Consider the following 25448-nt stretch of genomic DNA (forward strand, 5'->3'; position numbering starts at 1 on the left):
CCCATGCCCCCGGCAGCCCGCGTCACCGACCTTCATACCTGCCCGATCCCGCTTCACGTCGGCGGCCCGATCGCCGCCGGCGACCCCCGAGTGCTGATCGGCTTCTTGCCGGCCGCGCGGGTCGGCGACCCCGCCGTCTGTGCGATCGGCCAGGACAGCATCGCCGCGGGCTCGGCGACCGTGCTGGTCGGCGGCAAGCCGGCCGCGCGCATGGGCGACGCCACCAGCCACGGCGGCACGATCGTGGCCGGGTTCCCGCAGATCCTCATCGGCGGTTAGCCGGCGAGGCGGCCTGTCCCCGCGGACAGCCGGCATGTCCTCGCGGACAGGCCGTAGGTCTACACGGGCAACCTGCCTGTCCTCGCGGACAGGCCCGTCCCGGCGGTCGCGATTTCGACTGCGCAGATGCCGGGGCATCGCGGCGATGGCGCCCAGTCCACCGCCCTGAGAGATGCGGCCGGAGATCGCGCCGGCGGCCCTGGTGTCTCGCGGTCCGCTGGCGGGCCGCTGAGGTCTGCGGTCCGCTTCCAAGCGCGCCGCCGATCCGCTATGCGGGGCGTGGAGCCCATGCGAATCGCCGCGCCCTCGTCCGTCCTCGTCGCCGCGCTCGCGGGCTGCGGCGGGGCAGGGTCCCAGCCGCCGAACGACCCCGAAGCGGAGCCGCTGTGGGCCGACGAGCACTGCCGGCTCGCCAACCCCGCGCCGTACCCGCCGACCGGCACGTACATGAGCAACCACGTCGGGCGCGAGAACAGCAACGCGATCCCGTGCGCTGGCCCGCGGGCGTTCGACCTCGAGTGGCACGTGCTCGAGACCCACGCCTCGGCGCAGCCGAACACCTTCGCGCCCGACGGCAAGACGACCTACCTCACCACCACGCCGGGCGACGACGGCTGCAACGCGTTCGCCGTCGACACCGAGACCGGCGAGGTGGTGTGGAAGCGCTGCGACCTGCCGTTCGGGGTGCTGGCGTCGACGATCGACGTCGACGAGCGCGGCGACCTGTTCGTCACCGCCGGCAACACCGCGCGCGCGCTCGACCCGAACACCGGCGCCGACCGCTGGGTCACCGAGCTGCCCAACACCAGCGGCGCCGGCGCGACCTACGGCCTCAAGTTCACCGTCGACGGCCACCTCGTGACCCAGGTGCCCGACGGGACAGTTTACCTGGTCCAAAGGACAGACGGGAAGATCCTCGCCGAGCTATCGGTCCCCGGCGAGACCGGGTTCGTGCCGGCCGAGCCGACGACGCTGCCGGTCGAGATGACGCCGGCCTACGTGCTGGCGCGCCTGCGCCTGCTCGTGGGGGACAAGCACTACGACGAGGCGATCGCCGGCCTCGGCGGGCTGCTCGGGGCCTCGGGCGGGTTCGCCGACAACACCGTGTGTACGACGGCGCGGCGGCAGGTGCTGACGGTCGGCGGCGGGCCCGACAAGTTCACCGGGGCCGCGGTCGCGCTCGACATCGTCGGGACCGTGGATGAACCTGGCCTGAAGTTCAGGTGGGCGATGCCGCTCGCGGCGGGCAGCGCGAGCTCGGTGGTGGCCAGCAGCGACGGCGAGCGGGCGGTGCTCGGCGACGGCAACGGCCACATCCACATGATCGACGTGCCGGCCTGCGACGACAACACCGACGCCGACCCGGAGCCCGACCGCTGCGCGCCGGCGTGGGTGTTCGAGCATCCGGGCGGGAAGCTGCTCGGGACCGTCGCGCTCGACGACGACGGCACGGTCTACGCGTTCACCACCGGGGCCGAGCGGGTCGAGGAGATCTACGCGCTGCGCGACCGCGGCGACCGCTACGACTTGAAGTGGGCCAGCGACTTCGGGCCGATCGCGCAGATGACCACGGTGCTGACCGTGACCGACGACGCGATCTACGGGGTGCTCAGCCAGGTCGAGCCGCTCGTGACCGTCGGCGCGCTGACCTTGCCGAAGTCGGTCCGCAACGAGGCGGTGGTGATCGACAAGGAGAGCGGGGTCGTCGTCCACCGCGAGAGCACGCCGGACTCGTCGCTCACCGAGCTGGTGCTGTCGCCGCGCGGCGAACTGTTCCTCACCGCGCTCGGGCTGTACGAGATCCTCACGCTCGACCCGGCCGGGCGCGACCCGGTCGGCGGGCTGCGCAAGTACGTCGCGCGCGAGTGACGGCGATCAACCCGCTCGGCGCGAGGCGAGCTGTTTTTCGTAGGTGCCGATCAGCTCGGCGCGGGCGAGGATGTGCCCGGCGACCGCGCCTTCGAGCTCGGCGCGGGTCGGCGCGTGCAGGGCGTCGAGGCGGGTGTCGAGCGCGTAGAGGGCGAAGAAGTAGCGATGGCGACCGATCGGCGGGCACGGGCCGCCCCACGCGGCGCGGTTCCAGTCGTTCTTGCCGTGGCGGGCGCCGGGCGGCAGCTTCGCGGACGCGCCGGCCGGCAAGGCGCGCAGGTCGGGCGGCAGGTCGACGACGATCCAGTGGACCCAAATGCGGCGCGGCGCGGCGGGGTCGGGCGCGTCGGGGTCCTGCACGAGCAGCGCGAAGCTGAGGGTGCCCGCGGGCACGTCGCTCCACTCGAGCGGCGGCGAGGTGTCGTCGCCCTCGCAGGTGTAGGCGCGCGGGATCGGCCCCATCGATTCGAACGCGGGAGAACGGAGCTGCATGGCGGCGCGAGTGTACGCAGGTCGGCGAGCGCGCCGATTGCGAAGGGCCCAGGCGGTGCGCTGGCCGGGCGGGTCAAGCGCTCGGCGATCGGGCGCGGCCGTCGCCGTCGACGCTGTAACCGAGCAGCTCGAGGATCCGGTAGGTGCCGGTCTTCGGCAGGCGCATGAAGCCAGACCACGCGCCGGCGGCCAGCGTGCCGTCGAGCAGCCATTCGTCGATCCACTGCGCCGTGTGCCGCGGATCCCACTGCTTGAAGCCGGCGCCGGCCTCGAGCAAGAAGCGACGATTGAGCCGCTCGTGGTGGCCCACCGGCCGCGCGCACACCAGCGGGATCCCCAGCGCCGCGAAGAAGCTCAGCTCCGACGGCTTCGTATAGAGAATGTCGGTCTCGGCGAGCAGCGTGTTGAAGGCGGTGAAATAGGCCGGCACCGATTCGGCTTGCAGGACGCGCACGGCCTCGTGCCCCTCGAGCCCGGCGCGGTGGATCTGCTCCTTGAAAAACTCGGCGACCGGCTTGCGCACGCCGGCGACCAGCGCGAGGCGCAGCCGGCCGGCCTCGATCGCCGGGCGCATGCGCGGGAGGAACAGCTCGACCATCTCGGCCTGGGCCCCGGCGCCGCCGACGGCGAAGGTGAGCTGCGGCGCGCTCGACCTGCCCTCGGGGACATGTCCGAGGAACAGCCGCAATTCGTCGCGGTACATCGCGCGGAAGCTGCCGGTCGGGTCGAGGCGGACGAGGCGCTCGCGCAGGCGCGCGCGCAGGCCGGCGAGGTCGGGGCCGCCGAGCAGACCGGGCGGCAGCGGGAAGCCGGTGACGACGATCTGCGCCGGGGGCACGCCGTAGACCCGCAGCCGTCGCATGGCCCGCTGGCTCGGCACGAGGTAGCGGATCTTGCTGCGCCGCGGCAGGATGGGGGCCCAGATCCGGTGGATGTCGGTGTCGGTGACGACGCAGTCGATGCGGTCGAGGCCGGCGTGGTCGGCGATCAGCGCCGGCGCGTAGAAGGTCGTCAGCAGCGGCCGGCCGCTGCGCTTCAGCTCCTCGACGAGGCCGGCCCCGAGGCCGCGGTCGATCATCCGTCGCAACGCGCGGATCGACAGATCGGGGGCGCTGAGGTCGCGGTACGGGTAGAGGTGCGGGATCGCCGTCAATGCGTCGAGCACCGCGCGCAGCGGCCGGCCGACCACCGGGACCTGCGAGCCGCGCGAGATCAACTCGTAAAAGGTCCGCGAGCGGGCCCAGCGCTCCTGCTCGCGCGGGTCGGCCAGGGGCGCGCGGTCGACGTGCAGCACCTGCACGCCGAGCGGCTCGGCGAGCGCGTGGGCGGCCCGCAGATGGCCGTAGCCCATGTCGATGGCGACGACGGCGGGGCGGCGATCGTAGGTCACGGCGACCTCGCCTGGGAGGCGGCCGGGGCGGCCGGGAGCGGGGCGTGGCGCGGCAGCGGCTCGAGCCGCGAGTGGGCGCCGATCCGCATCCAGTGGCCGCGCCACTCGACGCGCCGCCGCCACAGGCCGATCCACCACAGCGCGAAGATCAGCAGATCTTTCACCGGCGCGAGCACGAAGGCGCGCAGCGGCCATGATTCGCCGCGCAGGCGCTGCCACAGCGCGGCGTCGGCGACGAACTTGAGCACGAGCCCGGCCAGGGCCAGGCGCGCCGGCGATTGGCCGGCCACGGCGAGCTCGGGCCGGGCCAGCGCGAGCGCCAGCAGGAGCAGCAAGAGGGGGGTCGGCTGGCCGAGCAGCTCGAGCGCGTAATAGCCGAGGTGCTGCCGACGCCGCATCTGCGCCCACCGCAGATGACGGCTGAGGAATCGCCGCAGGTCCCAGCGGACGTTGAAGGTGGTGAGCGGGAAGGTCGAGAGGCGGACGACGCGGTCGGCGCCGGCGATCCGGCGCGCCAATTGATAGTCCTCGGCGAGCAGGTCCTTGACCGCCGCGAGGCCGCCGGCGCGCTCGAGGTCGTCCTTGTGCATCAGCATCGATTTGCCGATCACCACCGGGATGCCGGCGATCGCCTCGGCGGTGCACACGGCGGCGACGACGAAGCTGGCGAGGTGCAGGTTCTCGAGCAGCGCGCCGGCGCTGCGCTCGCCGGCGCCGACGAGGACGTTGTGGACCAGGCCCACGCGCTCGTCGGCCAATTCGTCGGCCAGCGCGGCCAGGTAGCCCGGGTCGGGGCGGACGTTCGAGTCGCTGACGAGGACGTACCGGTGATTCGCCAGCGGCAGCAATTGCGCGAGGTTGTTGACCTTGGGGTTGTGGCCGATCGCCGGGCCGCCGGCGACGATCCGGATCGGCGTGCGCGGGAAGTCGCGCCGGACCTGGGCCGCGACCGACAGCGCGGGGTCGTCGGGATCTTCGGCGCCGACGAGGATCTCGAATTGCGGGTAGTCCTGGGCCGCGAGCGCGGCGAGGTTGTCGCGCAGGCCGTCGTCGAGGCCCCGCACCGGCCGCAGGATCGAGATCGGCGGGCGCGGGCCGGGCGGGCGCGGGCGGCGGCCGAGCAGCGCGTGCGTGCTGACGTGGGCGACCGCGGTGAACGCGAGCGCCGCGCCGCACACCAGCGACCAGGCGTGAAGGACAGGTGACAAATCCACGTGGACGCACGCTCGCGCGCCCGGGTCACGCGCGATCGACAGCCGCGCGGCGAGGTCGTCGCGAGCCGACGACATCTCGCGCACGTGGCCCGGCCGTCACATCGCGCGCGCCGAAGATTTGCGGCGATGCGGCCCGGCGGTGACGCGCGCGTGGTCTCCTGCGTCGCGGATGCACCTGCGCGACCTGGCCTTTCAGCACATCTTCTCGCGGCTGTTCGTCTACAACATCTTGTGGGAGGACAGCGAGGTCGACGAGCAGTTCCTCGAGCTCGACGAGACCAGCACGGTGCTCGGGATCTCCGGCGCCGGTTGCCGGATCGCCGGCCACCTCAGCGCCCACCCGCGGAGCATCGACGCCGTCGACATCAACCCCCATCATTTGGCCCTGGCCGCCCTCAAGACCGCGGCGGCCCAGCGGCTGCGCAGCTACGACCTCTTCTATGATCTGCTCGGCCGCGGCGCGCACCCCGAGCACGAGTCGGTGGTCCGCTGGCTGGTGGGGACGCTGCCCGAGTGGGTCCAGCGCTACTGGCAGCGGCGGCACTCGCTGTTCCGCCGGGCCTTTTATCGCGAGGGCCTGACGGCGCGGATGTTCACGGCGCTGACGCGGCTGGCCGGGATCGACGGGGCGTGGCTGCGGCGGCTGTGCGCGACGCCGGTCGAGCAGCGAGAGGCGATGATCGACGCCACGCTGACGCCGGTGATGCGCCACCCGCTGGTCGCGCCGGTGCTGCAGAGCCCGCTCAACCTGGTGGCGATCGGCGTCAACTTCGCCCAGCGCGACCGGATCCTCGAGTCCTCGCGCACGGGGATCGTCGACTTCCTGGTCGACCACGTCAAGCGCGTGGCGACCACCGACCTGGCCCGCAACTGGTTCGCGTGGACGGCGATCGCCGGTCACTACAATCACGACGAGCCCGACGCGGTGCCGCCGTACCTGCGCCGCGATCGCCACGCCCGCTCGTTCGGCGCGCCGACGCGGACGCGGTTCCACCGGCGCAACATCTTCGACGTGCTCAAGGAGGCCGGGCCGAACACGTGGTCGCACTACACGCTGTGCGACGCGCCCGACTGGATGCCGGCGCCGGCGCAGCACAAGCTGTTCGCGGAGATCCTCCGCACCAGCCGCGACGGCGGGATCGTGATGTACCGCAGCGTCGAGCCGCACTCGCTGATCGCCCGCCACGGGCTCGAGCGCCGGCTGCAGCCGCTGTCGGCCCGCAGCTCCGCGGCCGCGCGGCTCGACCGCTCGCGCCAGTACCAGGGCGTCAACTACTACAGGATCGTCCATTGACCCCCGAACAGACCGAACACCGCGTGTTCCTCAACCGCTATTACAAGGCGGCGCGGTCGATCTACGACGTCACGCGGAAGTACTACCTGTTCGGCCGCGACCGCGCGCTCGACGAGCTGCTGGCGGCGCCGTGGGCGTCGCTCGTCGAGGTGGGGCCGGGGACGGGCCGCAACCTCGAGATCTTGCAACGCCGCCGGGCATGGGCGCTGTACGGCGGGATCGAGGCGGCGGACGCGATGCTCGAGCGGGCCGCGGCGCGCTGCCCGTGGGCCCACTTCCAGCGCGCGTTCGCGGAGGACGCCGATTACAGGTCGGTGCTCGGGGTGCCGCCGCAGCGGATCTTCTTCTCGTACTGCCTGTCGATGGTGCAGCGCCGCGAGGAGGCGCTGCAGCACGCGCTGCATGAAGTCGCGCCGGGCGGCGAGGTCCACGTGGTCGACTTCGCCGACCTCCGCGGCCTGCCGCGCCCGCTCGCCGCCGGCCTGCGCGCGTGGCTGGAGCTGTACCGCGTGACGCCGCTCGACCCGGGCTGGCTGGCGGCGCAGGGGGCCGAGCTGGTCTTGGGGCCAGGTCGCTACTACGTGCTCGCGCGCCTGCGCCGGCCGCGGTGACTCATGATTCCGGCGCGCGGAGCAGCGCAGCCATCGCGGAGCGCGTCGTCGGCAGGTGATAGTCGCGCAGGAGGAAGTGCCCGTCGCCGAGCTGCCACAGGCTCGGATTGTCGAGCATGGCGGTGAGCGCCTGTCGCTGCGCGGAGGTCAGCGTGTTCGCCTCGGGCGGGGTGTCGCCGTCGAACGCGATGTACAGCAGCGGCTCGACCAGGCCGAGGACGGCGAAGCCGTCGGTGCGGCGCAGGGCGGCGCACAGCGTCGGCAAGGCGCGCGCGACGTGACCCTTCGGCAGGTCGCAGAGGACGCGGCCGAGGTCGGCGACGCCCATCTCGACGCACGGGAGTCGCTCGAGCCCGGGCACGGCGTCGGGGCCGGCGAGCGCGGCGATGAGGGTGCTCAGGGCGGGCTCCGACGGGCCGTCCGCGCCGCGGAGCAGGCCGACCGCCGCGATCACGCGGACAGCGGGATCGGGGTCCGCCGCGTGCAACTGCGAAAGCGCGGGATCGTCGGGTCGCAGGTGGCCGAGGGCGAAGGCGAGGATGCCTCGAACCACCGGCGCGGGCGAGCGCGACAGGCGGGCGTGCAGGGCCGGCACGATCTCGTCCGCGCGCCGCCACATGGTCGCGAGGAAGTAGATGGCCGCCACGCACAGCCGCTCGTCGCTCGAGCCCACGAGCTGCAGACAGGCCGGGACCGCGGCCTCGGCGGCGCGGTAGATGTCGCGGAGGATCGGGTGGACGTCGGGGCCGCCGTCGTCGAGGACCGGCGGCGAGGCGATGCTGAGGGTGCCGGCGACGCTGCAGGTGAGGATGTCGAGCACCTGCGCGCGGTCGGGGGTGCGGGCGTCGACGACGAGCTCGACCAGAAACGGGGCCGCCGCGGTGGTCGCGTAATTGCGCAGGCTGTCGTCGAGGAGGGTCGCGTAGAGCTGCCGGCGGGCTTGTTGGCGCTGCTCCGGGTCGTCGTCGAGCAGCGCACGCAGGACGTCGGGCGTGCGCGTGGCCGGACCGTAGGCGTGGTGGACGGCGGTCCAGTCGACGGTGTCGAGGCGCTCCAGCATTGCTAGCAGGCGTAGCACACGTCGCCCGGCGGTGTCGACATGTCCTGCGGGACATGTCACCCGGGGGCGTACGAGGGGCGATTCAGCCGGGCGGGACGAATTCGTCGCAGGCGTAGTCGATCACGCCGACGGCCTCCTGGAAGAACGGGCTGTAGTCGGGGGCGCAGATGCTGTCGATGATGCCGCGGTCGCCGAAGTAGCCGACGAATTCGACCATCTTGGCGGTGGGGATGCACTCCTGGCCCATCGTCTCGGCGTCGCCGTTGAGCGAGAGCATGACGATCGCCGTCTCGTTGCCGCCCTTCAGCGCCAGCAGGTCGTCGTACCAGCTCTGCGGGGTGCCGGGCGAGCCGTTCTCCTGCTCGTCGGAGATCATGGTGACGACGAGGACGGCGTCGTCGCGCAAGAAGCCGGGGTGACAGCCGCCGGCCTGGGTCTGCGGGCCGAGGGCGGTCAGCAGGGCCTCGGCCGGGCGCTCGTTGGAATTGCCGGTGGCGCCCATGTTGGCCACGCAGTCGAAGGCCCCGGGCAGGTCGGCCTGGTCCTGCGTCATGTAGCGCAGGCCGCCGTCGACCGGGCACTCGACCGGCGGCCCGCCGGCGCCCTTGTTGCGGCCGGCGCCGAGCGATTGATCGCAGGGCTCGGGCGGCGGCGGCTCCATGCCGCAGATGATGTCCGGGAAATAGACGGTCAGGCAGCCGTCGCCCGGATCGTCGGTCATGCACTTCTCATGGCACTTGTCCCACTTCTCGCCCCACTTGTCCTGGTCGTCGGTGTCGATCACCATGATGTGGTAGTCCTGGGCCTGCACCTGCGATTGAATGGTGCTGATGAAGCCGGGGAAGCTGTTGGCGAGGTTCTGCTGCTCGTCGCCCATGGAGATCGAGTTGTCGAGCACGAACAGGAAGTCGACCTTGGTGCAGCCGTCGCCGGTCGGCGGGGCGCCGAAGTCGGCCATCGCCAGGTCGAGCTTGGGGCTGGAGGAGTCGTTGCTCGTGACGCCGGCGGTCGGGTCGTCGGTGGCGACGCCGCCCGAGCTGGTCGGGACGCCGGAGTCGGAGTCGGTGCCGGTCGATTCGCCGGTGACGCCGGTGACGCCGGTCATGCTGCCCTGCGTGTTGCCCTGGGTGACGCCGGTGACGCCGGTGACGCCGGTGGCCCCGCTGGCGCTGGCCGTCCCGTCCTCGGCCGGACCGCAGCCGACGCTGCATGCAATCGCGCCCGCCATGGCGCTCGTTCGTAGGCTCCGCTCGCGCATGATCCGCTTCGTCATTTCCGGGCAGGATCGCCCGGCCGTCGAGGCGACGTCAATCTGTCCGGAGAGACAGGTTTCGCGGGGCCTTCAGGCCACGGTCCGAGGGAGACACGGGCCGCGCTCGCAGGCGTCTGGCTGCGGCTCGCGCCGGGTCTCGCGGGCGCCCCGGCAAAGCGCACACGACGAGGCGAGAGACCGGCAATTTCTTCGCCGGGGCCGGTTACTTCGGCCGCGACCATGACGCGAAGCTTGCTCACCACCCTGTTTTGCTGCCTGGCCGCCTGTTCGGGCGCCGGGAACACGAACGAGAGCGCCACCTCCGACGGGAGCACGACCACCGTGGAGGCCGAGGGCGCGTGCGAGTGCGACCCGGAGGCCGAGGACGAGTCCTGCGGGCCGCAGCTCTGCCCGGTGGCGTTCCTCCACTGCGAGCAGGGCTGCGAGGTGACGGACCAGCCCGACGAGGAGATCGAGCACATGCAATGCGTGCTCACGGCGCTGCGCGACCGCACGCCGGGCTTCGTCGCCTGGGTCTTCACCCAGGACGCGGCGCCGAGCTGGAGCTGGACGGGCGTGCGGATCTTCGCCGACGGCAGCGCGGCGATCCTCCGCCGCGCCACCGCTCCTTGCCAGGTCGAGGGCACCCCCGCCGCGTCCGGCCCCGACGAGACAGTCCTGCTCAAGGACACCGCCTACTTCGACGGCTGCCTGGCCGAGCCCGACCCGCTGGGGAGCTTCCAGTGCATGCAGGAGCCGGTCATGACGGCGCTGTCGGAGTGCGCGCCGCGGGTCGAGAACTGCGAGTGACGCGCCGCGAGGGACGTGGTGCTCCCGGACATGTTCTCGGGGTTATGTCCCGCGTGGCATGTCCATGAGGATATGCTTTCCAAGACATGGCTTTACAGCCAGGCGGATCAATCGTCGCCGGCCGGGAGGGCGCGGGCGCTGCGCTGGGCCAGGGCCTTGTGCTCGCGCTTGCGGCGCTTGCGGGCGCCCCAGGCGTTCTCGCCGGGCAGGCGCTCGTGGATCGTCAGGCTGCTGAAGACCACGCGGCCGCGCAGGCGCAGCAGCTGGCGCGGCTGGCCGGGCGGGGGCGGGCCGCTGAGCTGCTCGACCGAGCCGAGGATCGCGCCGCACTCGTTGTCGAGCTGCCAGCCGGGCGGGATGATGATGTCGAGGTTGCCGAACACGACGTTGACGTCGATCTCGATCGGCCCGCCCGGCAGGACGGCCTGGCGCAGGTCGAGGGTGGCGTTGCCGAACACGACGCGCACGTGGGTGCGGGCGGCGACGTGCCACGCGCCGGTGCGGTCGATCGAGCTGAACAGGACGCGCATCCGGGCCGGGGTCGCGGGGACGGCCAGGGCGGCGGCGGCGGGCACCAGCGCGGCCGTCGGGGCCGGGCGCAGGTCGGCGGTCAGCGCGTCGATCTCGGCGACCGTGGTGGCGCGCTCGACGGCCTCGAGGCGCTCGTCGAGGGTGTCCTGGTCGATGAGGTCCTGCGCGTAGCCGTCGCCGAGGCGGGTCCGGGCCTGCTCGCGCGCGCGTTGCAGCTGTCCTGCCGGCGAGTCCACGAGGCGCCTTGTACCATGCCGGCCGCCGCGCCAGGGCCGCGCCGATCGGGTATGCTGCGGGCGCGTGCGGTGGGTGTGGACCATGGTGACAGCGGCGCTGACCGGCTGCGGACCGGGATGGTGGGGCCGCGCGCCGGTCGAGGTCGGCGACGAGCCGGCGACGAGCGCCGCCGAGCCGGTGGTCGAGGAGCTGGCGGCGGGGTCGTTCCACACGTGCGCGCGCCTGCGCGGCGGGCAGGTCCGCTGCTGGGGCATGGGCGCGAGCGGTCAGCTCGGCGATGGGACGGCGACGCGGAGCGAGCGGCCGGTGGTGGTGGCAGGCATCGACGATGCGGTGCAGATCGCGGCGGAGGGCGACCGCACGTGCGCGGTGCGAGGCGACGGCAGCGTGTGGTGTTGGGGCCAGAGCCCGGCGGTGGAGGTCGAAGCCGGGGCGCCGCCTGTGCGGGCCCTGCCGCAGCCGGTGGCGGGCTGGCGCGACGTCCGGCAGCTCGCGCTCGGGCTCGATCACGACTGCGCGGTGGTCGGCAGCGGCGGCGTGGTGTGCCGCGGTCAGGGCTCGCACGGGGCGCTCGGCGACGGCGGGATGTTCTCGACCGGCCCGGTCGCGGTGGTGCGGCTCGAGTCGGCGGCGGAGGTGGCGGTCGGCTACGGCTTCAGCTGCGCGCGCACGCACGCCGGCGAGGTGCTGTGCTGGGGCTGGAACGAGTACGGGCAGTGCGGCGACGCGTCGGGGCGCGACCACTTGACGCCGAGCCCGGTCGAGGGCGTGGTCGGGGCGCGAGCCTTGACGGCCGGCTTCGACCACGCGTGCGCCTCCCTGTCCGATGGGACAGCCGTGTGCTGGGGCGGCGACACGTTCGGCCAGCGCGGCGACGGCGGCGAGGCGACGGTCGGACCGCCGGCGCCGGTGGTCGGCCTGCGCGCGGCGCAGCGGCTGTCGGCCGGGCAGTTCCGGACGACCGCCCTGCTGGCCGATGGGACAGCTCGCGGCTGGGGCCGCGAGTGGGGCCCGGAGCGGCTGCTGTGGCCCGAGTGCGGCGAGCCGCGCGAGTACGTGGCGGAGGCGAAGCCGGCGTCGCCCCGACAAGCGCCGCCGGAGCCGTACTGCGCGGCGCCGGCGATGCTGCCGGTGGCCGGCGCGAGCCAGGTGGTGGTCGGGCTGCTGCACGCGTGCGCCCTCACCCACGCGGGGAAAGTGCTGTGTTGGGGCAGCGACGCGTACGGCGGGGTGGGCGACGGCGGGGTCGACGATCGTCCGCAACCGATGCCGGTGGCGTGGTGAGCGCCGCGGCGATGCGCCGCGATCGGGGCTTCAGGCGGTGACGACGGGCGGCGGGGCGTGCGCTTGTCGCGAGACATGTCCTCAGAGTCCGATCGGGCTCGACCGGGGTGGGATATGTACATTCGCGGGTCGCGGTGCAGGCATGATCGACGGGACCGCGGCGTCGTTGCAATTGCTGCTACCTTCCGCGCGTGTACGACGAGGACGAGGCGACGCGAAGCAGCGGCGACGACGGGGCGGAGGCGGCGCTGCGGCGCTCGCTGTCACCGCGAGCGGTGAGCCCGGCGCGCAGCCGGCAGCTGCTCGAGGTCCGCGGGTCGGAGGTCCACGGGCGCGGCGTCTATGCCCGCCGTGACATCGACCCGGGCGAGCCGGTGCTGACCTTCGGCGGGATGCTGGTGGCGGCGCCCACGGTCTCCGACGATCTCTACGCGATGCAGGTCGGCCCGGCGTTGTGGCTGGTCAGCCCGCCCGGCTCGGAGGACCTCGAGGACTTCATGAACCACGGCTGCGAGCCCAACCTCGGGTTCGTCGACGGCTCGGTCACCCTCCACGCGCTGCGCCCGATCCGCGCCGGCGAGGAGGTGCTGTGGGACTACAGCACGTCGATGTGCGAGCCGGGCTGGAGCGTGGCCTGCTGCTGCGGCGCGCCGAGCTGCCGCGGCCGGATCGCCAGCTTCTGCGACCTGCCGCCCGGCACCCAGGCCCGCCTGCGCCCGCGCGCGCTGGCGTACTTGCGCGGGTGAGCGCCGGGCCTCGGGGACATGTTGTCTCCGGCATGTCCTCGGGGGCATGGCCAGAAGGGCATGTTCTTGAAAACATGCTCAGCGGGACAGGGAGCGATCAGAAATTGATCTGCACCGAGCCGGCGCCGAAGCTCAGGTTGGCGCTCGGGCGGTTGCGGTCGTGGCGGGCGAGGGCGACGCCGTTGACGATGCTCGAGACGAGGGAGATCTTGCCCATGACGAGGGCGCCGAGGCCGAGGACGGGGCGGCCGAAGATCCCGCAATCGCGGCAGTCGGACGGGGGGAAGGCGGCGATCATGCCGAGCGTGAGGACGCTGAGGCCGAGCACGACGCCCCAGCCGATCTGGCGCCCGCGCAGCTGATCATGGCGCTTCGCCCACTTCTGCCAGGCGTCGTCGGCCAGGGCGGCCGGCTCGCTCGGGACCGGCAGCGGCGCGGGCAGGCCGGCGGGCGGGAGGTAATAGCCGGGCGGAGGGTCGTACCAGCCGGGCGGCGGATCGTAGTACCCGGCCGGCGGATCTTTATGGACAGGGGCGCCGCCGGGCGTGTCCGATTCGTAATACGCGGGCGGCGGATCGTAGTAGCCGGGCGGCGGATCGTAGTACCCCGCCGGCGGGTCGACGTAGATCGGCTGCATGTAGCTCGGGGCGCTGGCGGCCTCGGCGGGGGCGGGGGCCGGGTCGCCGGGGGCGGCGACGAGGAGGCTGGACGCGACCACGAGCGAGGTAAGCGAAGCAAACATCGCCCCACGATATCGCGTCCCGCGAGGCTGCGCCCGCAGCCCGGTCGCGCGGGCGGTGGGGCCTGGAGGCCCGCGGGGAGAATCGTCGTTCTCGCGGCGCCCGATGGGCTCGGCGTCACGGCGAGCGGGCGAGGTCGCGGCGGCCAGGCCGAAGACGCGAGACCGCGCAGGGGGCGCGCCGCGAGCCGGAGAGGCGCTTGCGCCAGCGGACAGATGCGGGGTGCGGCCGCCGGGTTCGTGATTCGCGGCGCCGGTCGACGCGTATGTCGACGCGGCCGGTATGTGCATTGGTTCGGCGTCCTCAGCCGGACGAGGGGTCGGCCATCCATGGCGGGGCGTGGGGGGTCGTCGTCAACCGAGCGCGAGGCGGCGAAGCGGCGGGCCGCTCGCAACGCCGCGATCGGTCCCGCGGTCGGCCTCCCGCGGATCGTCGCCGGCGTCACCATGTTCGTGCGCGGCATTCGGGCCCCGCGCGAGAGCCGGGGGATCGCCGCGACCGGCGACGGACGGCTCGTGCGATTTCAGGCCGGCGGCGGGTGGTGGGGGGCGGCGAGGGCTCGCCGCGGTTGGCGTGGAGCCGGTACCCTGGCGGGGTGACGGGCGACGAGGCGACGATCGCGGGGGGCGAGCAGACGGGCCCGGAGCCCGTGCTGGCGCCGCGCCGGCTCGGCCGCTACGTGCTGCTGGAGGAGCTCGGGCGCGGCGGCATGGGGGCGGTGTTCGGCGCCTACGACCCCGAGCTGGATCGCAAGATCGCCGTCAAGGTCCTCGCGGGGGACGGCGGCGACCCGACGCGCCAGGCCAGGCTGCTGCGCGAGGCCCAGGCGCTGGCCCGGCTGGCGCATCCGAACGTGGTGGCGGTCCACGACGTCGGGCTCATCGACGGCCAGGTCTACGTGGCGATGGAGTACGTGCAGGGCGAGTCGCTGCGGGCCTGGCTGGGGCGCGGGCGATCGCTGCGAGAACTTTTGGACATGTTCATTCAGGCAGGTCGCGGGCTGGCGGCCGCGCACGCGGTGGGGCTGATTCACCGCGACTTCAAGCCGGACAACGTGGTGGTCGGGCGTGACGGTCGGGCTCGCGTGCTCGACTTCGGGCTGGCGGCGCTGGCCGGGACGGCGGCCGATGCGGGCGCGCCGGCGCGGCCGGACGCGGCGGTGCGGGGGTCGGGGAGTGAGGCCGTGACGATGCTCGCGGCGCGGGGGCCAGTGGGTGGGGCGGCGACGTGGGGTGATGCGGCGACGCTGCTCGCGTCGAGGGGAGCGGAGAGTGAAGCGGCGACGGTGCCGGCGTCGCGGGGGTCGGGGAGTGATGCGGCGCTCATGCTCGCGGCGCGCGGGTCGTCGGGGGGGGATGCGGCGACGGTGATGGCGTCGCGGGAGTCGGTGAATGCTGCGGCGACGATGCTCGCGTCGAGGGGAGCGGAGAGTGATGCGGCGACGATGCCGGCGTCGCGGGGGTCGGTGGGTGATGCGGCGACGGTGCTCGCGGCGCGCGGGGGGTCGGTGGGTGATGCGGCGACGGCGATGGCGTCGCGGGGGTCGGTGGGTGATGCGGCGACGGTGCTCGCGGCGCGCGGGGGGTCGGTGGGTGATGCGGCGACGGTGATGGCGTCGCGGGGGTCGGTGGGTGATGCGGCGACGATGCTCGCCTCGCGGGGGCCGGGGAGTGATGCGGCGACGATGCTCGCGGGGCGGGGGACGGTGGGCGATGCGACGGTCGGCCCGCCGGCAGGGCCGGCTTCTGGGGCGGTGGTGACGCGCGGCCCGGGACCGGTCGGCGACGTCACGACGGCGCGCTCCCATGTCCCGAAGGCCAGCCTGCTCGCGAGCCGCCTGACGGCCGCGGGCGCGTTGATGGGGACGCTGGCGTACATGTCGCCGGAGCAGTACGCCGGGGCCGAGCTCGACGCCGCGACCGACCAATTCAGCTTCTGCGTCGCGCTCTACGAGGCGGTGTGCGGGCAGCGGCCGTTCGCCGGCGAGAGTCCGGCCGAGTACGCGCTGGCGGTGACGGCGGGGGCCGTGCGGCCGCCGCCGCGCGGGGCCGAGGTGCCGCGGTGGCTGCTGCGGGCGCTGCAGCGCGGCCTCGCCGTCGATCGGCGGGCGCGCTTCCCCGACATGCCGGCGCTGCTGGCCGAGCTGACGCGCGACCGCGGGCGAGTGCGCCGCGGCTTGGGGTCCGCGGGGGCGGCGGTCGTGGTCGCCGCGGGCGTGTTCGCGGCCACGCGCGTGACCCCGCCGGCCGCCGAGGCGCCCTGCTCGGGGGCGGCGGCCGAAGTCGCGGCGGTGTGGGACGACGACCGCCGGGCGGCGGTCGAGCGCGCGTTCGCGGCGACGGGCCTGGCCTACGCGGCCGAGACGCTGGCGCGGGTCGGGCCGCGCCTCGACGCGCTGGCCGGGCGCTGGGCGGCCGTCCACACCGCGACCTGCCAGGCGCATCAGCGCGGCGAGCTGTCCGACGCGCTGTTCGACCGCCAGATGATGTGTCTCAAGGGACAGCTGAGAGGCGTGGCGGCGCGCGTCGAGGTGCTCGCGCGCGCCGACGCGGCCGCGGTCGAGCGCGCGGCCGTGCTGGTCGACGGCCTGCCGCCGGCGGAGGACTGCGCCGACCCGGCCAAGCTGCTGCCGGAGCGCCTGGTGCCGGCCGACGCCAGGGTCGCGGCCGAGGTCGCGGCCGTGCGCGAGCGCCTGGTCGCGGCCGAGGCCGAGCACGCGGCCGGGCACTACGACGTCGCGCTGGCGGCGGCCGACGGCGCGGCGATCGCCGCGCGAGCGCTGGCGCAGCCGGCGGTGGTCGCCGAGGCGGAGATGGTCGCCGCGTACGCCTGCCACGGGCTGGCTGAGTTCCGCCAGGCGCGGGAGCGGGCGCTGCAGGCCCTGTGGGCCGCGCTGGAGGTCGACCACGTCGAGTCGGCGGCCACGGCGGCGCTGCTGCTGCTGGCGCTCGCGGCCGACGAGCTGGCCGACGCCAGGGACGGCGCGCTGTGGCGCGGGCAGGCCCGGGCGCTGGTGCGCCGTCTCGGCGGCGAGGACACGCGCGACGGGGTGGCCCTGCGCACCGGGATGGCCCAGCTCGCTTTGCTCGAGGAGGACCGCGACGAGGCGCTGCGGCTGAGCGACGAGGCGGTCGCGCTGGCCGAGCGGATCGTCGCGCCCGACGATCTGCTGATCCCCGAGGTGCTCGGGGCGGCCGGGCGGATCCGCCGCAACTACGAGCTGTTCGCCGAGGCCCACCGCGACTACGCGCGCGCCCGCGAGATCTTCCGCGCCCGGCTCGGCGACAACCACCCGATGCTGGCCCACGCCTCGCACAACCTCGGCGCGGTGCTCGAGGACCTCGGCCGGATCGACGAATCGGAGGCGGCCTACCTCGAGGCGATCCGCCTGATCGAGGGCTCGATCGGCCCGGACGCGGCGGCGGCCGGGTTCGTCTACAACAACCTCAGCGACATCTACGTCGACAAGCGGGACCTGGCGCGCGCCGAGGCGTCGGCGCGCAAGGCCGTCGAAATCTTCGAGCGCGAGTTCGGCCCCGATCACCCGCGCACCGCGCTCGGGCTCAACAACCTGGCCAGCGTGCTGGGCAAGGCCCGGCGCGAGGCCGAGGCGCTGCCGCTGTTCGAGCGCAGCGTGGCGATCTACGAGAAGACGCTGGGGCCCGACCGCTACGACGTGGCGTTCCCGGTCCACGGGCTCGGCACCGCGGTGCTGGCGGCCGGCGACCTGCCCCGCGCGGAGGCGCTGTTCCGCCGCGCGCTCGCGCTGACCACCGCCGGCGTCGGCGCGGACCACGTCGAGAACGCGACCGAACACCTGTGGCTCGGCCGCACCCTGCTGCTGCAGCGACGCGCCCGCGAGGCCGCGCCGTCGCTCGAGCGGGCGCTCGCGCTGTGGACCGCGAACGACCGGCCGAGCCGCGCCGGCGAGGCCCGCTTCCTGCTGGCGCAGGCGCTGTGGCAGCTCGGCGGGCGCGACGACCGGGCCCGCGCCCTCCGCGAGGCCGCGCAGGCCGCGGCGACGATCGACGACGGCGACCCGCAGGTGCGGGTGCGCCGGGCCGAGGTGACGGCCTGGCTGGCGGCGCACAAGCTGCCCTGAAGGACAGGTCGAAGCGGGCGCCGGCGCGGCGGGTGAATCATCGCATGTCCCGAAGGACAGCCGGAAGCGCACCGGTAGCGAGCGTCAGCGCGGGCGCGCGGGCGCCTCGGCGTCGCCCATGTCCGGCGTCCACGGCGGCAGCCAGCCCTCGGGCGCCGGCTCGCCCGGGTTCGGCCGGCGCCGACGATGCAGGCGAATCGTCGAAGGACGCCTGCGGCCCGAGCCGGGGCGAGACGGCTTCGCCAAATAGAAAGATGTCTCGGAGGACATGCTTTACGAAGCATGTCTTCCGAGACACCAGCCCCTCACAGCAGCTTCTGCGGGCCCTTGGGGCTCAGCGTCAGCAGCGGCTGGATCAGGCCCTCCGGCAGCGAGTAGACCCACGCGTGCAGGTACGGGTACACGTCCTTGGCCCAGGCGTTGCGGATGACGTCGGTCTCGGCCAGGCGGTGGACCTGGTCGACGGTGTTGAGCTCGACGAGCTTGGCCCAGCGCTCGTCCTCGCTCAGCAGGTCGAGCTGCTGGCGGTGGCGCTGGTAGATGTCGGCGACCGGCGCCAGCCACTGGCTGAGGCGGCCGGGCGGGGCCCCGTTCATCGCCGCCTTGACGCCGCCGCAGCCGTAGTGGCCGCAGACGATCACGTGGTGCACCTTGAGCGCCTCGATCGCGTACTGGAGCACGCACAGCACGTTGGCGTCGTCGGCGCGGACGAGGTTGGCGACGTTGCGGTGGACGAACAGCTCGCCGGCGTCGGTGACGGTCAGCTGGGTCTCGGGCACCCGGCTGTCGGAGCAGGAGATCCACAGGAACTCGGGCTGCTGGCCGGCGGCCAGGCGCTGGAAGAACTCGGGATCGATGGCGCGTCGCTCCTGCGCCCACGACTTGTTGGCGAGGAGCAAGCGGCGGGCGGGGTTCATGCGGCGGCCTCCTGCTTGAAGTGGGTGTTGAGGCTGGTGGCGCTGCGGCGCAGCTCCACCGTGATGTTGCGGGCCTTGGCCGACAGCAGGAAGTCGTCGATCGCGTCGACGATGTCCGGGTCGATGAACTGGGCCCGGGTGCCGTCGATCAGCACGGCGGAGCCGTTCGGGATCGCCGAGAAGGCGCGCAGCAGCGCCGGCTTGTTGAGGAACGAGACGTCCTTGGCGAACCGGATCAGGTACTCGTGGTCCTCGTGGGCGACGACGATCGCCGACCTGAAGTTGCTGCGGATGACGTAGAAGATGCCGACGCCGACGCCGATGGCGACGCCGACCAGCAGGTCGGTGAACAGGATCGCCCCCAGGGTGATCAAGAACGGCACGAACTGGCCCTTGCCGCGCTGGTACTGCGCGTGGAACACCCGCACGCTGGCCAGCCGCAGGCCCATCACGATCAGCACCGCGGCCAGCGCCGACAGCGGGATGTGGTTGAGGATCGGCGCCAGCACCAGCACGCTGAGCAGGAGCAGCACGCCGTGGAGGATCGCCGACACGCGCGTGCGCGCGCCGGCGTCGATGTTGGCCGACGAGCGGACGATGACGGCGGTGATCGGCAGGCCGCCGAGCAGGCCCGAGACGATGTTGCCCGCGCCCTGCGCCTTGAGCTCGCGGTCGGTCGGGGTGATCCGGTGGAACGGGTCGAGCTTGTCGCAGGCGCCGACTGACAGCAGCGACTCGACGCTGGCGATGACGGCGATGGTGGCGGCGACCCGCCACACCGCCGGGTCGCCGATGCGCGAGAAGTCGGGGAACGGCAGCGCGAACAGGATGCCGGACAGGCCGCTGAGGTCGGGGATGGTGACGAGGTGCGTGGCGTCGGTGAGGTGCAGGTCCGGGGCGTAGAGCCTGAACAGCTCGTTGGTGAGCGCGCCGACGATCACCGCCACCAGCGCCGGCGGCATCCACGAGCCGACCATCTTCTTGCCGACCTTCTGCCACAGCAGCAGGGCCCCCAGCGCCGCGACGAAGATGATGAAGGCGCCGAGGTCGGCGTTCTGCACGGCCGCGACGATGTCGGTGAAGGTGTTGCCGCCGCCCTGGCCGACGAAGCTCTCGTCGCCCTCGAAGTCGACGTCGTAGCCGAGCGCGTGCGGCACCTGCTTGAGCACGAGGATGCAGCCGATCGCCGCCAACATGCCGTGGACCACCGCGACCGGGACGAAGTGGGCCACCGCGCCGGCCCGCAGCAGGCCGAAGCCGAGCTGCATGACCCCCGCGAGCACGACCGCGAGGATGAAGGCCGAGTAGGCGCCGAGCTCGGCGATGCCGGCCGCGACCACCACGGTGAGGCCGGCGGCCGGCCCGCTGACGCTCAGCGGCGAGCCGCTCAGCGTGCCGACGACGAGCCCGCCGACGAACCCGGCGAACAGCCCCGCGAGGAGCGGCGCACCCGACGCCAGGGCGATCCCCAGGCACAGCGGCAGAGCGACGAGAAAGACGACGAGCGAGGCCGGAATGTCGGCGGCCAGGTGCGTGTGCCAGGGCTGTTTGTCTGGAGTCAAGGGCGGCATCGAGGATGAAGTCGGCTTAATCGGCGGCGAGGGCGAATGTGATGGCAAGAATCCGGAGAAGAGTCCACCGATAAGAAATACAGGAAGATAGGTTCAGATGAAGGATGCATCATGCGGTGCTACAGAGCCATGGGTAGCCATGAGTTTCATCGACCGGATCAAGCACGCGATCGTCGGCAACGGGGAAGGGATCGCCCTCCGTGACCTGCAGACCGCTGTTCGCGCCGGCGAGGACCTCCGCGGCACCCTCGAGCTGGTCGGCGGCGAGCATGACGTCAACCTCGAGGGCGTGCTCCTCCGCCTCGATGAGGAGCGCCTCATCTACGACAACCCCAGGCACGGCGACTTCGACTTCTGGCGCGAGGCCGCCGCCGTCACCATCCCCCTCGGCCGCTCCCTCGCCCCCGGCGAGCGTCTGCAAGTGCCGGTGGTGCTCCGCCTGCCCCCCGACCTCGAGCCCTCCGCCACCCACCGCCGCTACCGCGTCACCGCCAAACTGCAGGCCTCCGGCCGCCACCCCAAGGCCAGCGCCCTGGTCGACGTGGTCGCCTGAAGTTCTCCGCGGCCGCGCCGCCCGCTCGAGCTCGCCGGCCGTTCGCTGCAGGTCTGTCTCTTCGGACAGGTCCGAGACGCGCCCGGTTGGATACACTCGCCCGGTCGTGTCCGCCCCCGCTCCCTTTCGTCGCTGCAATTTCCGGTCCCTGGCCCCGCTCGTGCTCGCGCTCGCGTGCGACCGCGGGCCCGCGGCGGGTCCGCCGCCGGCGAAGTCGGAGCCGGCCGCCCCCCCGCCGCCCGTCGCCGCGGCGCCGGAGGCCACCCCCGCGGCGCCGGAGAGCCCGCCGATGACCCCGCCCGACCTCACGGCCCTGACGTCCGAGTTGCTGCGCCAGCACGGGGAGGGCCAGCGCGCGCGGATCGAGCGCGGCCTGTCGCAAGTGGCAGCGCTGTGGCGCCCGGAGGACGGCGACCTGGCGGCGTTCGTGCGCGAGCACTTCATCAGCGAGCCGGTCGCGCTGGCGGCCACGTTCGCCCGCCTCGAGTCGGTGTTCGAGCAGATCGACGGCCACACCCACGAGGTCGGCCGCGAGGTCCGCCGCGCGACCGACGTCGACACCGGCCCGCTGCTGGCGGTCGACCCGCTGCTCGCCACCTACGACCCGTTCGCCCACGTCACCGAGGACCTGTTCCAGGCCAAGGTCGGCTTCGTCGTCCTGCTCAACTTCCCGCTGACGACCCTGGCCGAGCGCAGCGAACATGGCCCGAAGTACAGCCGCCAGCAGTGGGCCGAGGTCCGCCTCGGGTCCCGCTTCGGCCGCCGCGTCCCCGCCGAGGTGCGCCAGGCCGTCACCCGCGCCACCGCCGACGCCGACCTGTACATCTCGCAGTACAACATCTGGATGCACCACCTGGTCGATGAGACAGGTGCGCGCCCGTTCCCGTCCGGCCTGCGCCTGATCAGCCACTGGAACCTGCGCGACGAGCTCAAGGGCCGCTACGCCGACCCCGACGGGCTGAAGAAGCAGCAGATGATCGTCAAGGTGATGGAGCGGATCGTGACCCAGACGATCCCCGCGGCGGTGATCGACAACCCGCACGTCGACTGGGACCCGTTCACCAACGCCGTCAGCGCCGCGCCCGCGAGCGAGGTCGAGGCCGACGCCCCGCCGCGCGCGGTGGTCCTCGACGGCGCGCGCGAGGACGACGTCCGCTACCGCAAGCTGCTCGCCAACTTCCACGCGGCCCGCCACGAGGACAAGTACGTGCCGATCGCCCCGACGGCGATCGCCCGCAGCTTCGAGCTCGGCCGCGAGCTGCCGGAGGCCCGCGTCAGGGCGCTGCTCGAGCAGGTGCTGACGTCGCCGCTGGTGGCCCGCACGGCCGCGCTGATGAAGCAGCGCCTCGGCCGCGAGCTCGGGCCGCAGGACCTGTGGTACGCCGGCTTCCGCGGCAACGCGGCCCACGCCGAGGCCGAGCTCGACGAGCGGACGAAGGCCCGCTACCCGACCGCGGAGGCGTTCGCCCGCGACATGCCGCGGCTCCTCCAGGGCCTCGGGTTCGCGCCGGCGAAGGCCAAGTTCCTCGCCGAGCACATCCTCGTCGACCCGTCGCGCGGGGCCGGGCACGCGCTGCAGTCGCTGCGCCGCGGCGACTTCCCCCACCTGCGCACCCGCGTCGGCGCCGGCGGCATGGACTACAAGGGCTACAACATCGCCGTCCACGAGCTCGGCCACAACGTCGAGCAGGTGTTCTCGCTGTACTCGGTCGACCACACGCTGCTCGCCGGCGTGCCGAACAACGCGTTCACCGAGGCGCTCGCGTTCGTGTTCCAGGCCCGCGACCTCGAGCTGCTCGGCGTCGGCAAGCCCGACCCGGCGAGCGAGCGCGAGCGCGTGCTCGCCGACTTCTGGGCGACCTTCGAGATCGCCGGCGTCGCCCTGGTCGACGTCGCCGCCTGGCACTGGATGTACGACCACCCCGAGGCGACCCCGGCCGAGCTGCGCGAGGCGGTGGTGAAGATCGCCCAGGACGTGTGGGACCGCTACTACGCGCCGGTGCTCGGCAGCCCCGGCACGCCGCTGCTCGGCATCTACAGCCACATGATCTCGTATCCGCTGTATTTGTCCGACTACCCGCTCGGCCACCTGATCGCGTTCCAGATCGAGGAGCACATCCAGAAGTCCGGCAAGCTCGGCCCCGAGTTCGAGCGCATGGCCTCGCTCGGGGCGCTGACGCCCGACCTGTGGATGACGCAAGCGACCGGTGCGCCGGTGGCCGCCGAGCCGCTGCTGCGCGCCACCGAGGCCGCGCTCGAGGGCGCCGGCGCGCCCCCGCCTTGACGCGCCCGCCCCGGGGTGCTTCGCTGTGGCGGAATGCTTGGATTGATTTTTTTGGTACTTGAAGTCACGGGCCAGGTCGACGCCGACCGGGCGCGTATCCAAAAACACCTCGAGACGGTCGAGACGGAGCTGCGGGCGCGCGACACGTCGCACCTGCCGCCCGCGCTGCAGGCCGAGCGCGCGCGCAACCTCGACCGCCTGCACGCGTATCGCCTGGGCGGGCTGTTCCCGAAGAACCCCGACTTCATCGGCGAGCGGGTGCCGTTCTTCATCGACGAGGACGGGGTCGCGTGCGCCGTCGGGCACCTGGTCATCGAGTCGGGCTTCGCCGAGGTGGCCGGCGAGATCGCCGAGCGCGAGAACAACGCCCGCCTGCTCGCCATGACCCACCCGGCCCTGTCGGGGTGGATCGCCCAGAGCGGCCTGACGGCCGAGGAGTGCGCGCGGATCCAGCCGGAGTACTGCGGCTGCGGCGACGAGTACGCGCCGGTCTGCGGCGTCGACGGCAAGACCTACGGCAACGCCTGCTACGCCGAGACGTGCGCGAACGTGGCGATCGCGCACGAGGGCGTGTGCAAGGCCGAGGAGACCACGAGCGACTGGCCCGACGCGGGCACCAGCACCGGCCCGGGCGACTCGACGGGCGGCGATTCGACGGGCGGCGAGTCGAGCGGCGGTGACTCGAGCGGCGAGCAGCCGGGCAGCTCGAGCGGGTCCGGTTCCGAGTCGGACGGGCACGACGGCGAGCACCAGCGCAAGTCGGGCTGCTCTTTGGGACAGGACGCCGCGGGCGCGCCGGCGCTGGCGCTGCTGCTCGTGCTGGCGGCGCGGCGGCGGAGGCTGCGGTCATGACGTCGGCGAAATACGCGGCGCTCTCCGTGTCGCTCCTGCTCGCCTGCGGCGGCGGGGGCGGCGAGTCCGAGACCGACGACGGCAGCACGAGCAGCGGCGGCTCCGAGACCGACGGCAGCAGCGGCGCGCCGACGAGCACCGACGGCGAGAGCAGCACCGGCGAGCCGGCGCCGGCCTGCGAGCCCGGCGACCTCGGCGACGCGCTCGAGTGGTCGCAGTCGGCCGCGATGCTGCCGGGCTTCCTCCCGGCGCTGGCGGCCGGGCCGGAAGATTCGGTGGTGCTCGCCGGCGGCACGACGACGGACGACGCGTTCGTCGAGCTGCGCGACGCCCAGGGGGCGAAGGTGTGGAGCGACGTCTACGCCGGCGCCCACGGCCACGACGACGACCTGCTCGACGTGGCGGTCGACCCGGAAGGGTTCGTCCACGTGCTGGTGCGCGAGGTGATCCTCAACGTCGTCGCCGAGACGATGGGCACGTTCGACGCCCGCTTGGTGGTGCTGCGCTACGCGCCCGACGGCGCGCACGTGTGGCGCTGGGAGCGCGAGCGCGCGCCCGTCGAGCCGTGGGGCACGTACTTCCCGGAGGGCAGGCTGGCGGCCGACGGCGAGTCGATCGTCGTGGTCGAGTGGGCCCACAACCAGCCGGTCCAGCACGTCCGGCTCGACGCGTTCGGCAACCTGCAAGCCGAGGTGCCGCTGGCGACGCCGGACTTCCTCAGCTACCGCGTCCGCTTCGATGTCGGCGCCGACGGCTCGGCGGTGCTCGCCGACACCCTCGAGAGCCCCGAACGCCTGTGGGTCGGCCGCTTCGATGCCCACGGGGCCCCGGCCTGGTCGGTCGAGTTCGAGGGCGACGAGCTCAAGCCGGGCTCGGTGTTCGCCGTCCCGGGCGGCGCGGCCTACCTGACCGGGTCGCTCGACGCGAACCCGGGCCTCACGTTCTCGCTGCGCAAGTTCGCCGGCGACGGCGCGGTCGAGTGGAGCCAGCCGCTGCCGGTCGAGAGCACCGACGACATCCGCTTCGGCGGCGCGCTCCGCTGCGACGGGGCGCTGCTGCTGGTCGGCGGTACCGACAAGCCGCCCCAGCCCGACAACGAGTGGGGCCAGCGGCGCGACCTGTGGGTCGGGCTGATGGGAGCCGACGGGGCGCTGCTGTGGAGCTTCGAGCACGAATTCGGCCCGCCGTTCAGCTGGGGCGGCGGCCACACCGCGGCGTTCACCAGCAGCGGCGCCGTCGTCGTCAGCGGCAGCTTCCTCGGCGAGGACGGCAGCAGCTCCCGGCCGTGGCTGGGCCGCCTGTCGGGAGGCTGAGCGAAAGAGCATGTCCTGAAGGGCATGGCCGATGCGCCATGCCTTTC

Annotated in this window: 21 protein-coding genes; 12 read left to right on the top strand and 9 right to left on the bottom strand. The window is 73.3% G+C overall.

Going from position 1 to position 25448, the window contains the following annotated elements; translation table 11 throughout:
* Positions 1-3: 3 nt before the first annotated feature.
* Positions 4-279, top strand: coding sequence for a PAAR domain-containing protein (locus NAEX_RS25225; RefSeq protein WP_096330036.1), 276 nt, complete (start codon positions 4-6; stop codon positions 277-279).
* Between the two features lie 288 nt (positions 280-567).
* Entirely contained in the window at positions 568-2148 is a 1581-nt protein-coding gene (locus NAEX_RS25230; protein WP_170135997.1) for an outer membrane protein assembly factor BamB family protein, read from the top strand.
* 6 nt (positions 2149-2154) lie between these two features.
* Here the strand turns inward: NAEX_RS25230 and NAEX_RS25235 are convergent, their stop codons facing one another.
* From NAEX_RS25235 to NAEX_RS25245, 3 genes are all read right to left on the bottom strand, one after another.
* The gene (locus tag NAEX_RS25235; RefSeq protein ID WP_096330038.1) at positions 2155-2640 is read right to left on the bottom strand and encodes a YbhB/YbcL family Raf kinase inhibitor-like protein; all 486 of its coding nucleotides are present in this window, start codon (positions 2638-2640) and stop codon (positions 2155-2157) included.
* A 73-nt stretch (positions 2641-2713) separates the two neighbouring features.
* The gene (locus tag NAEX_RS25240; RefSeq protein ID WP_211302471.1) at positions 2714-4030 is read right to left on the bottom strand and encodes a DUF6938 domain-containing protein; all 1317 of its coding nucleotides are present in this window, start codon (positions 4028-4030) and stop codon (positions 2714-2716) included.
* On the bottom strand, positions 4027-5319 hold the full coding sequence (locus NAEX_RS25245) for a glycosyltransferase (protein WP_143140273.1): 1293 nt from the start codon (positions 5317-5319) through the stop codon (positions 4027-4029). The genes NAEX_RS25240 and NAEX_RS25245 overlap by 4 nt, the downstream gene beginning before the upstream one ends.
* Before the next feature lie 94 nt (positions 5320-5413).
* Here NAEX_RS25245 and NAEX_RS25250 point away from each other — a divergent pair, with 94 nt between their 5' ends.
* Together NAEX_RS25250 and NAEX_RS25255 are read left to right on the top strand one after the other, a co-directional pair.
* On the top strand, positions 5414-6538 hold the full coding sequence (locus tag NAEX_RS25250; RefSeq protein WP_096330040.1) for a DUF3419 family protein: 1125 nt from the start codon (positions 5414-5416) through the stop codon (positions 6536-6538).
* A complete protein-coding gene (locus NAEX_RS25255; protein WP_096330041.1) occupies positions 6535-7149 on the top strand; it encodes a class I SAM-dependent methyltransferase in 615 nt (204 codons plus the stop codon). Before NAEX_RS25250 ends, NAEX_RS25255 begins: the two co-directional genes overlap by 4 nt.
* Position 7150: 1 nt before the next feature.
* On the opposite strand, the gene NAEX_RS50675 is transcribed toward NAEX_RS25255, so the two are convergent.
* Positions 7151-8209 carry a hypothetical protein gene (locus NAEX_RS50675; RefSeq protein WP_096330042.1) on the bottom strand — a complete coding sequence of 353 codons (1059 nt, stop codon included), beginning with the start codon at positions 8207-8209 and terminating at the stop codon, positions 7151-7153.
* 82 nt (positions 8210-8291) lie between these two features.
* Positions 8292-9437, bottom strand: a complete 1146-nt coding sequence (locus tag NAEX_RS25265; RefSeq protein WP_170135998.1) for a hypothetical protein — start codon at positions 9435-9437, stop codon at positions 8292-8294.
* 264 nt (positions 9438-9701) lie between these two features.
* Between NAEX_RS25265 and NAEX_RS25275 the strand changes: the two genes are divergently transcribed.
* Positions 9702-10271, top strand: coding sequence for a hypothetical protein (locus tag NAEX_RS25275; RefSeq protein WP_096330045.1), 570 nt, complete (start codon positions 9702-9704; stop codon positions 10269-10271).
* Positions 10272-10378: 107 nt separating this feature from the next.
* On the opposite strand, the gene NAEX_RS25280 is transcribed toward NAEX_RS25275, so the two are convergent.
* Positions 10379-11038, bottom strand: coding sequence for a DUF1707 SHOCT-like domain-containing protein (locus tag NAEX_RS25280; RefSeq protein ID WP_170135999.1), 660 nt, complete (start codon positions 11036-11038; stop codon positions 10379-10381).
* A 64-nt stretch (positions 11039-11102) separates the two neighbouring features.
* Between NAEX_RS25280 and NAEX_RS48255 the strand changes: the two genes are divergently transcribed.
* Both NAEX_RS48255 and NAEX_RS25295 read left to right on the top strand, forming a co-directional pair.
* Positions 11103-12323 carry an RCC1 domain-containing protein gene (locus NAEX_RS48255; protein ID WP_170136000.1) on the top strand — a complete coding sequence of 407 codons (1221 nt, stop codon included), beginning with the start codon at positions 11103-11105 and terminating at the stop codon, positions 12321-12323.
* 191 nt (positions 12324-12514) lie between these two features.
* On the top strand, positions 12515-13069 hold the full coding sequence (locus NAEX_RS25295) for an SET domain-containing protein (protein WP_096330047.1): 555 nt from the start codon (positions 12515-12517) through the stop codon (positions 13067-13069).
* 97 nt (positions 13070-13166) lie between these two features.
* On the opposite strand, the gene NAEX_RS25300 is transcribed toward NAEX_RS25295, so the two are convergent.
* Complete coding sequence (locus tag NAEX_RS25300) at positions 13167-13811, bottom strand: hypothetical protein (protein ID WP_143140275.1); 645 nt, start codon at positions 13809-13811, stop codon at positions 13167-13169.
* Positions 13812-14404: 593 nt separating this feature from the next.
* On the opposite strand from NAEX_RS25300, the gene NAEX_RS25305 reads away from it, so the two are divergent.
* Positions 14405-17911, top strand: coding sequence for a tetratricopeptide repeat protein (locus tag NAEX_RS25305; protein ID WP_170136001.1), 3507 nt, complete (start codon positions 14405-14407; stop codon positions 17909-17911).
* Between the two features lie 305 nt (positions 17912-18216).
* Here NAEX_RS25305 and NAEX_RS25310 read toward each other — a convergent pair whose 3' ends face one another.
* Complete coding sequence (locus NAEX_RS25310) at positions 18217-18828, bottom strand: carbonic anhydrase (protein WP_096330050.1); 612 nt, start codon at positions 18826-18828, stop codon at positions 18217-18219.
* On the bottom strand, positions 18825-20390 hold the full coding sequence (locus tag NAEX_RS25315) for a SulP family inorganic anion transporter (RefSeq protein ID WP_211302472.1): 1566 nt from the start codon (positions 20388-20390) through the stop codon (positions 18825-18827). Before NAEX_RS25315 ends, NAEX_RS25310 begins: the two co-directional genes overlap by 4 nt.
* Positions 20391-20538: 148 nt before the next feature.
* Between NAEX_RS25315 and NAEX_RS25320 the strand changes: the two genes are divergently transcribed.
* From NAEX_RS25320 to NAEX_RS25335, 4 genes are all read left to right on the top strand, one after another.
* On the top strand, positions 20539-20952 hold the full coding sequence (locus tag NAEX_RS25320; protein WP_096330052.1) for a sporulation protein: 414 nt from the start codon (positions 20539-20541) through the stop codon (positions 20950-20952).
* A gap of 289 nt (positions 20953-21241) precedes the next feature.
* Entirely contained in the window at positions 21242-23236 is a 1995-nt protein-coding gene (locus tag NAEX_RS25325) for a hypothetical protein (protein ID WP_096333729.1), read from the top strand.
* A gap of 33 nt (positions 23237-23269) precedes the next feature.
* A complete protein-coding gene (locus NAEX_RS25330; RefSeq protein ID WP_096330053.1) occupies positions 23270-24088 on the top strand; it encodes a Kazal-type serine protease inhibitor family protein in 819 nt (272 codons plus the stop codon).
* Positions 24085-25401: a hypothetical protein gene (locus NAEX_RS25335; RefSeq protein ID WP_096330054.1), complete on the top strand. Its 1317-nt coding sequence runs from the start codon at positions 24085-24087 to the stop codon at positions 25399-25401. The genes NAEX_RS25330 and NAEX_RS25335 overlap by 4 nt, the downstream gene beginning before the upstream one ends.
* Positions 25402-25448: the final 47 nt, after the last annotated feature.

Source organism: Nannocystis exedens, assembly GCF_002343915.1.
Lineage (GTDB): Bacteria > Myxococcota_A > Polyangia > Nannocystales > Nannocystaceae > Nannocystis > Nannocystis exedens.

Coding starts and splice junctions, on each gene's coding strand:
- NAEX_RS25225 (WP_096330036.1), top strand. CDS start 4: ATGCCCCCGGCAGCCCGCGTCACCGACCTTCATACCTGCCCGATCCCG.
- NAEX_RS25335 (WP_096330054.1), top strand. CDS start 24,085: ATGACGTCGGCGAAATACGCGGCGCTCTCCGTGTCGCTCCTGCTCGCC.
- NAEX_RS50675 (WP_096330042.1), bottom strand. CDS start 8,209: ATGCTGGAGCGCCTCGACACCGTCGACTGGACCGCCGTCCACCACGCC.
- NAEX_RS25265 (WP_170135998.1), bottom strand. CDS start 9,437: ATGGCGGGCGCGATTGCATGCAGCGTCGGCTGCGGTCCGGCCGAGGAC.
- NAEX_RS25330 (WP_096330053.1), top strand. CDS start 23,270: ATGCTTGGATTGATTTTTTTGGTACTTGAAGTCACGGGCCAGGTCGAC.
- NAEX_RS25325 (WP_096333729.1), top strand. CDS start 21,242: ATGACCCCGCCCGACCTCACGGCCCTGACGTCCGAGTTGCTGCGCCAG.
- NAEX_RS25275 (WP_096330045.1), top strand. CDS start 9,702: ATGACGCGAAGCTTGCTCACCACCCTGTTTTGCTGCCTGGCCGCCTGT.
- NAEX_RS25235 (WP_096330038.1), bottom strand. CDS start 2,640: ATGCAGCTCCGTTCTCCCGCGTTCGAATCGATGGGGCCGATCCCGCGC.
- NAEX_RS25300 (WP_143140275.1), bottom strand. CDS start 13,811: ATGTTTGCTTCGCTTACCTCGCTCGTGGTCGCGTCCAGCCTCCTCGTC.
- NAEX_RS25230 (WP_170135997.1), top strand. CDS start 568: ATGCGAATCGCCGCGCCCTCGTCCGTCCTCGTCGCCGCGCTCGCGGGC.
- NAEX_RS25320 (WP_096330052.1), top strand. CDS start 20,539: ATGAGTTTCATCGACCGGATCAAGCACGCGATCGTCGGCAACGGGGAA.
- NAEX_RS25245 (WP_143140273.1), bottom strand. CDS start 5,319: ATGTCGTCGGCTCGCGACGACCTCGCCGCGCGGCTGTCGATCGCGCGT.
- NAEX_RS25310 (WP_096330050.1), bottom strand. CDS start 18,828: ATGAACCCCGCCCGCCGCTTGCTCCTCGCCAACAAGTCGTGGGCGCAG.
- NAEX_RS25250 (WP_096330040.1), top strand. CDS start 5,414: ATGCACCTGCGCGACCTGGCCTTTCAGCACATCTTCTCGCGGCTGTTC.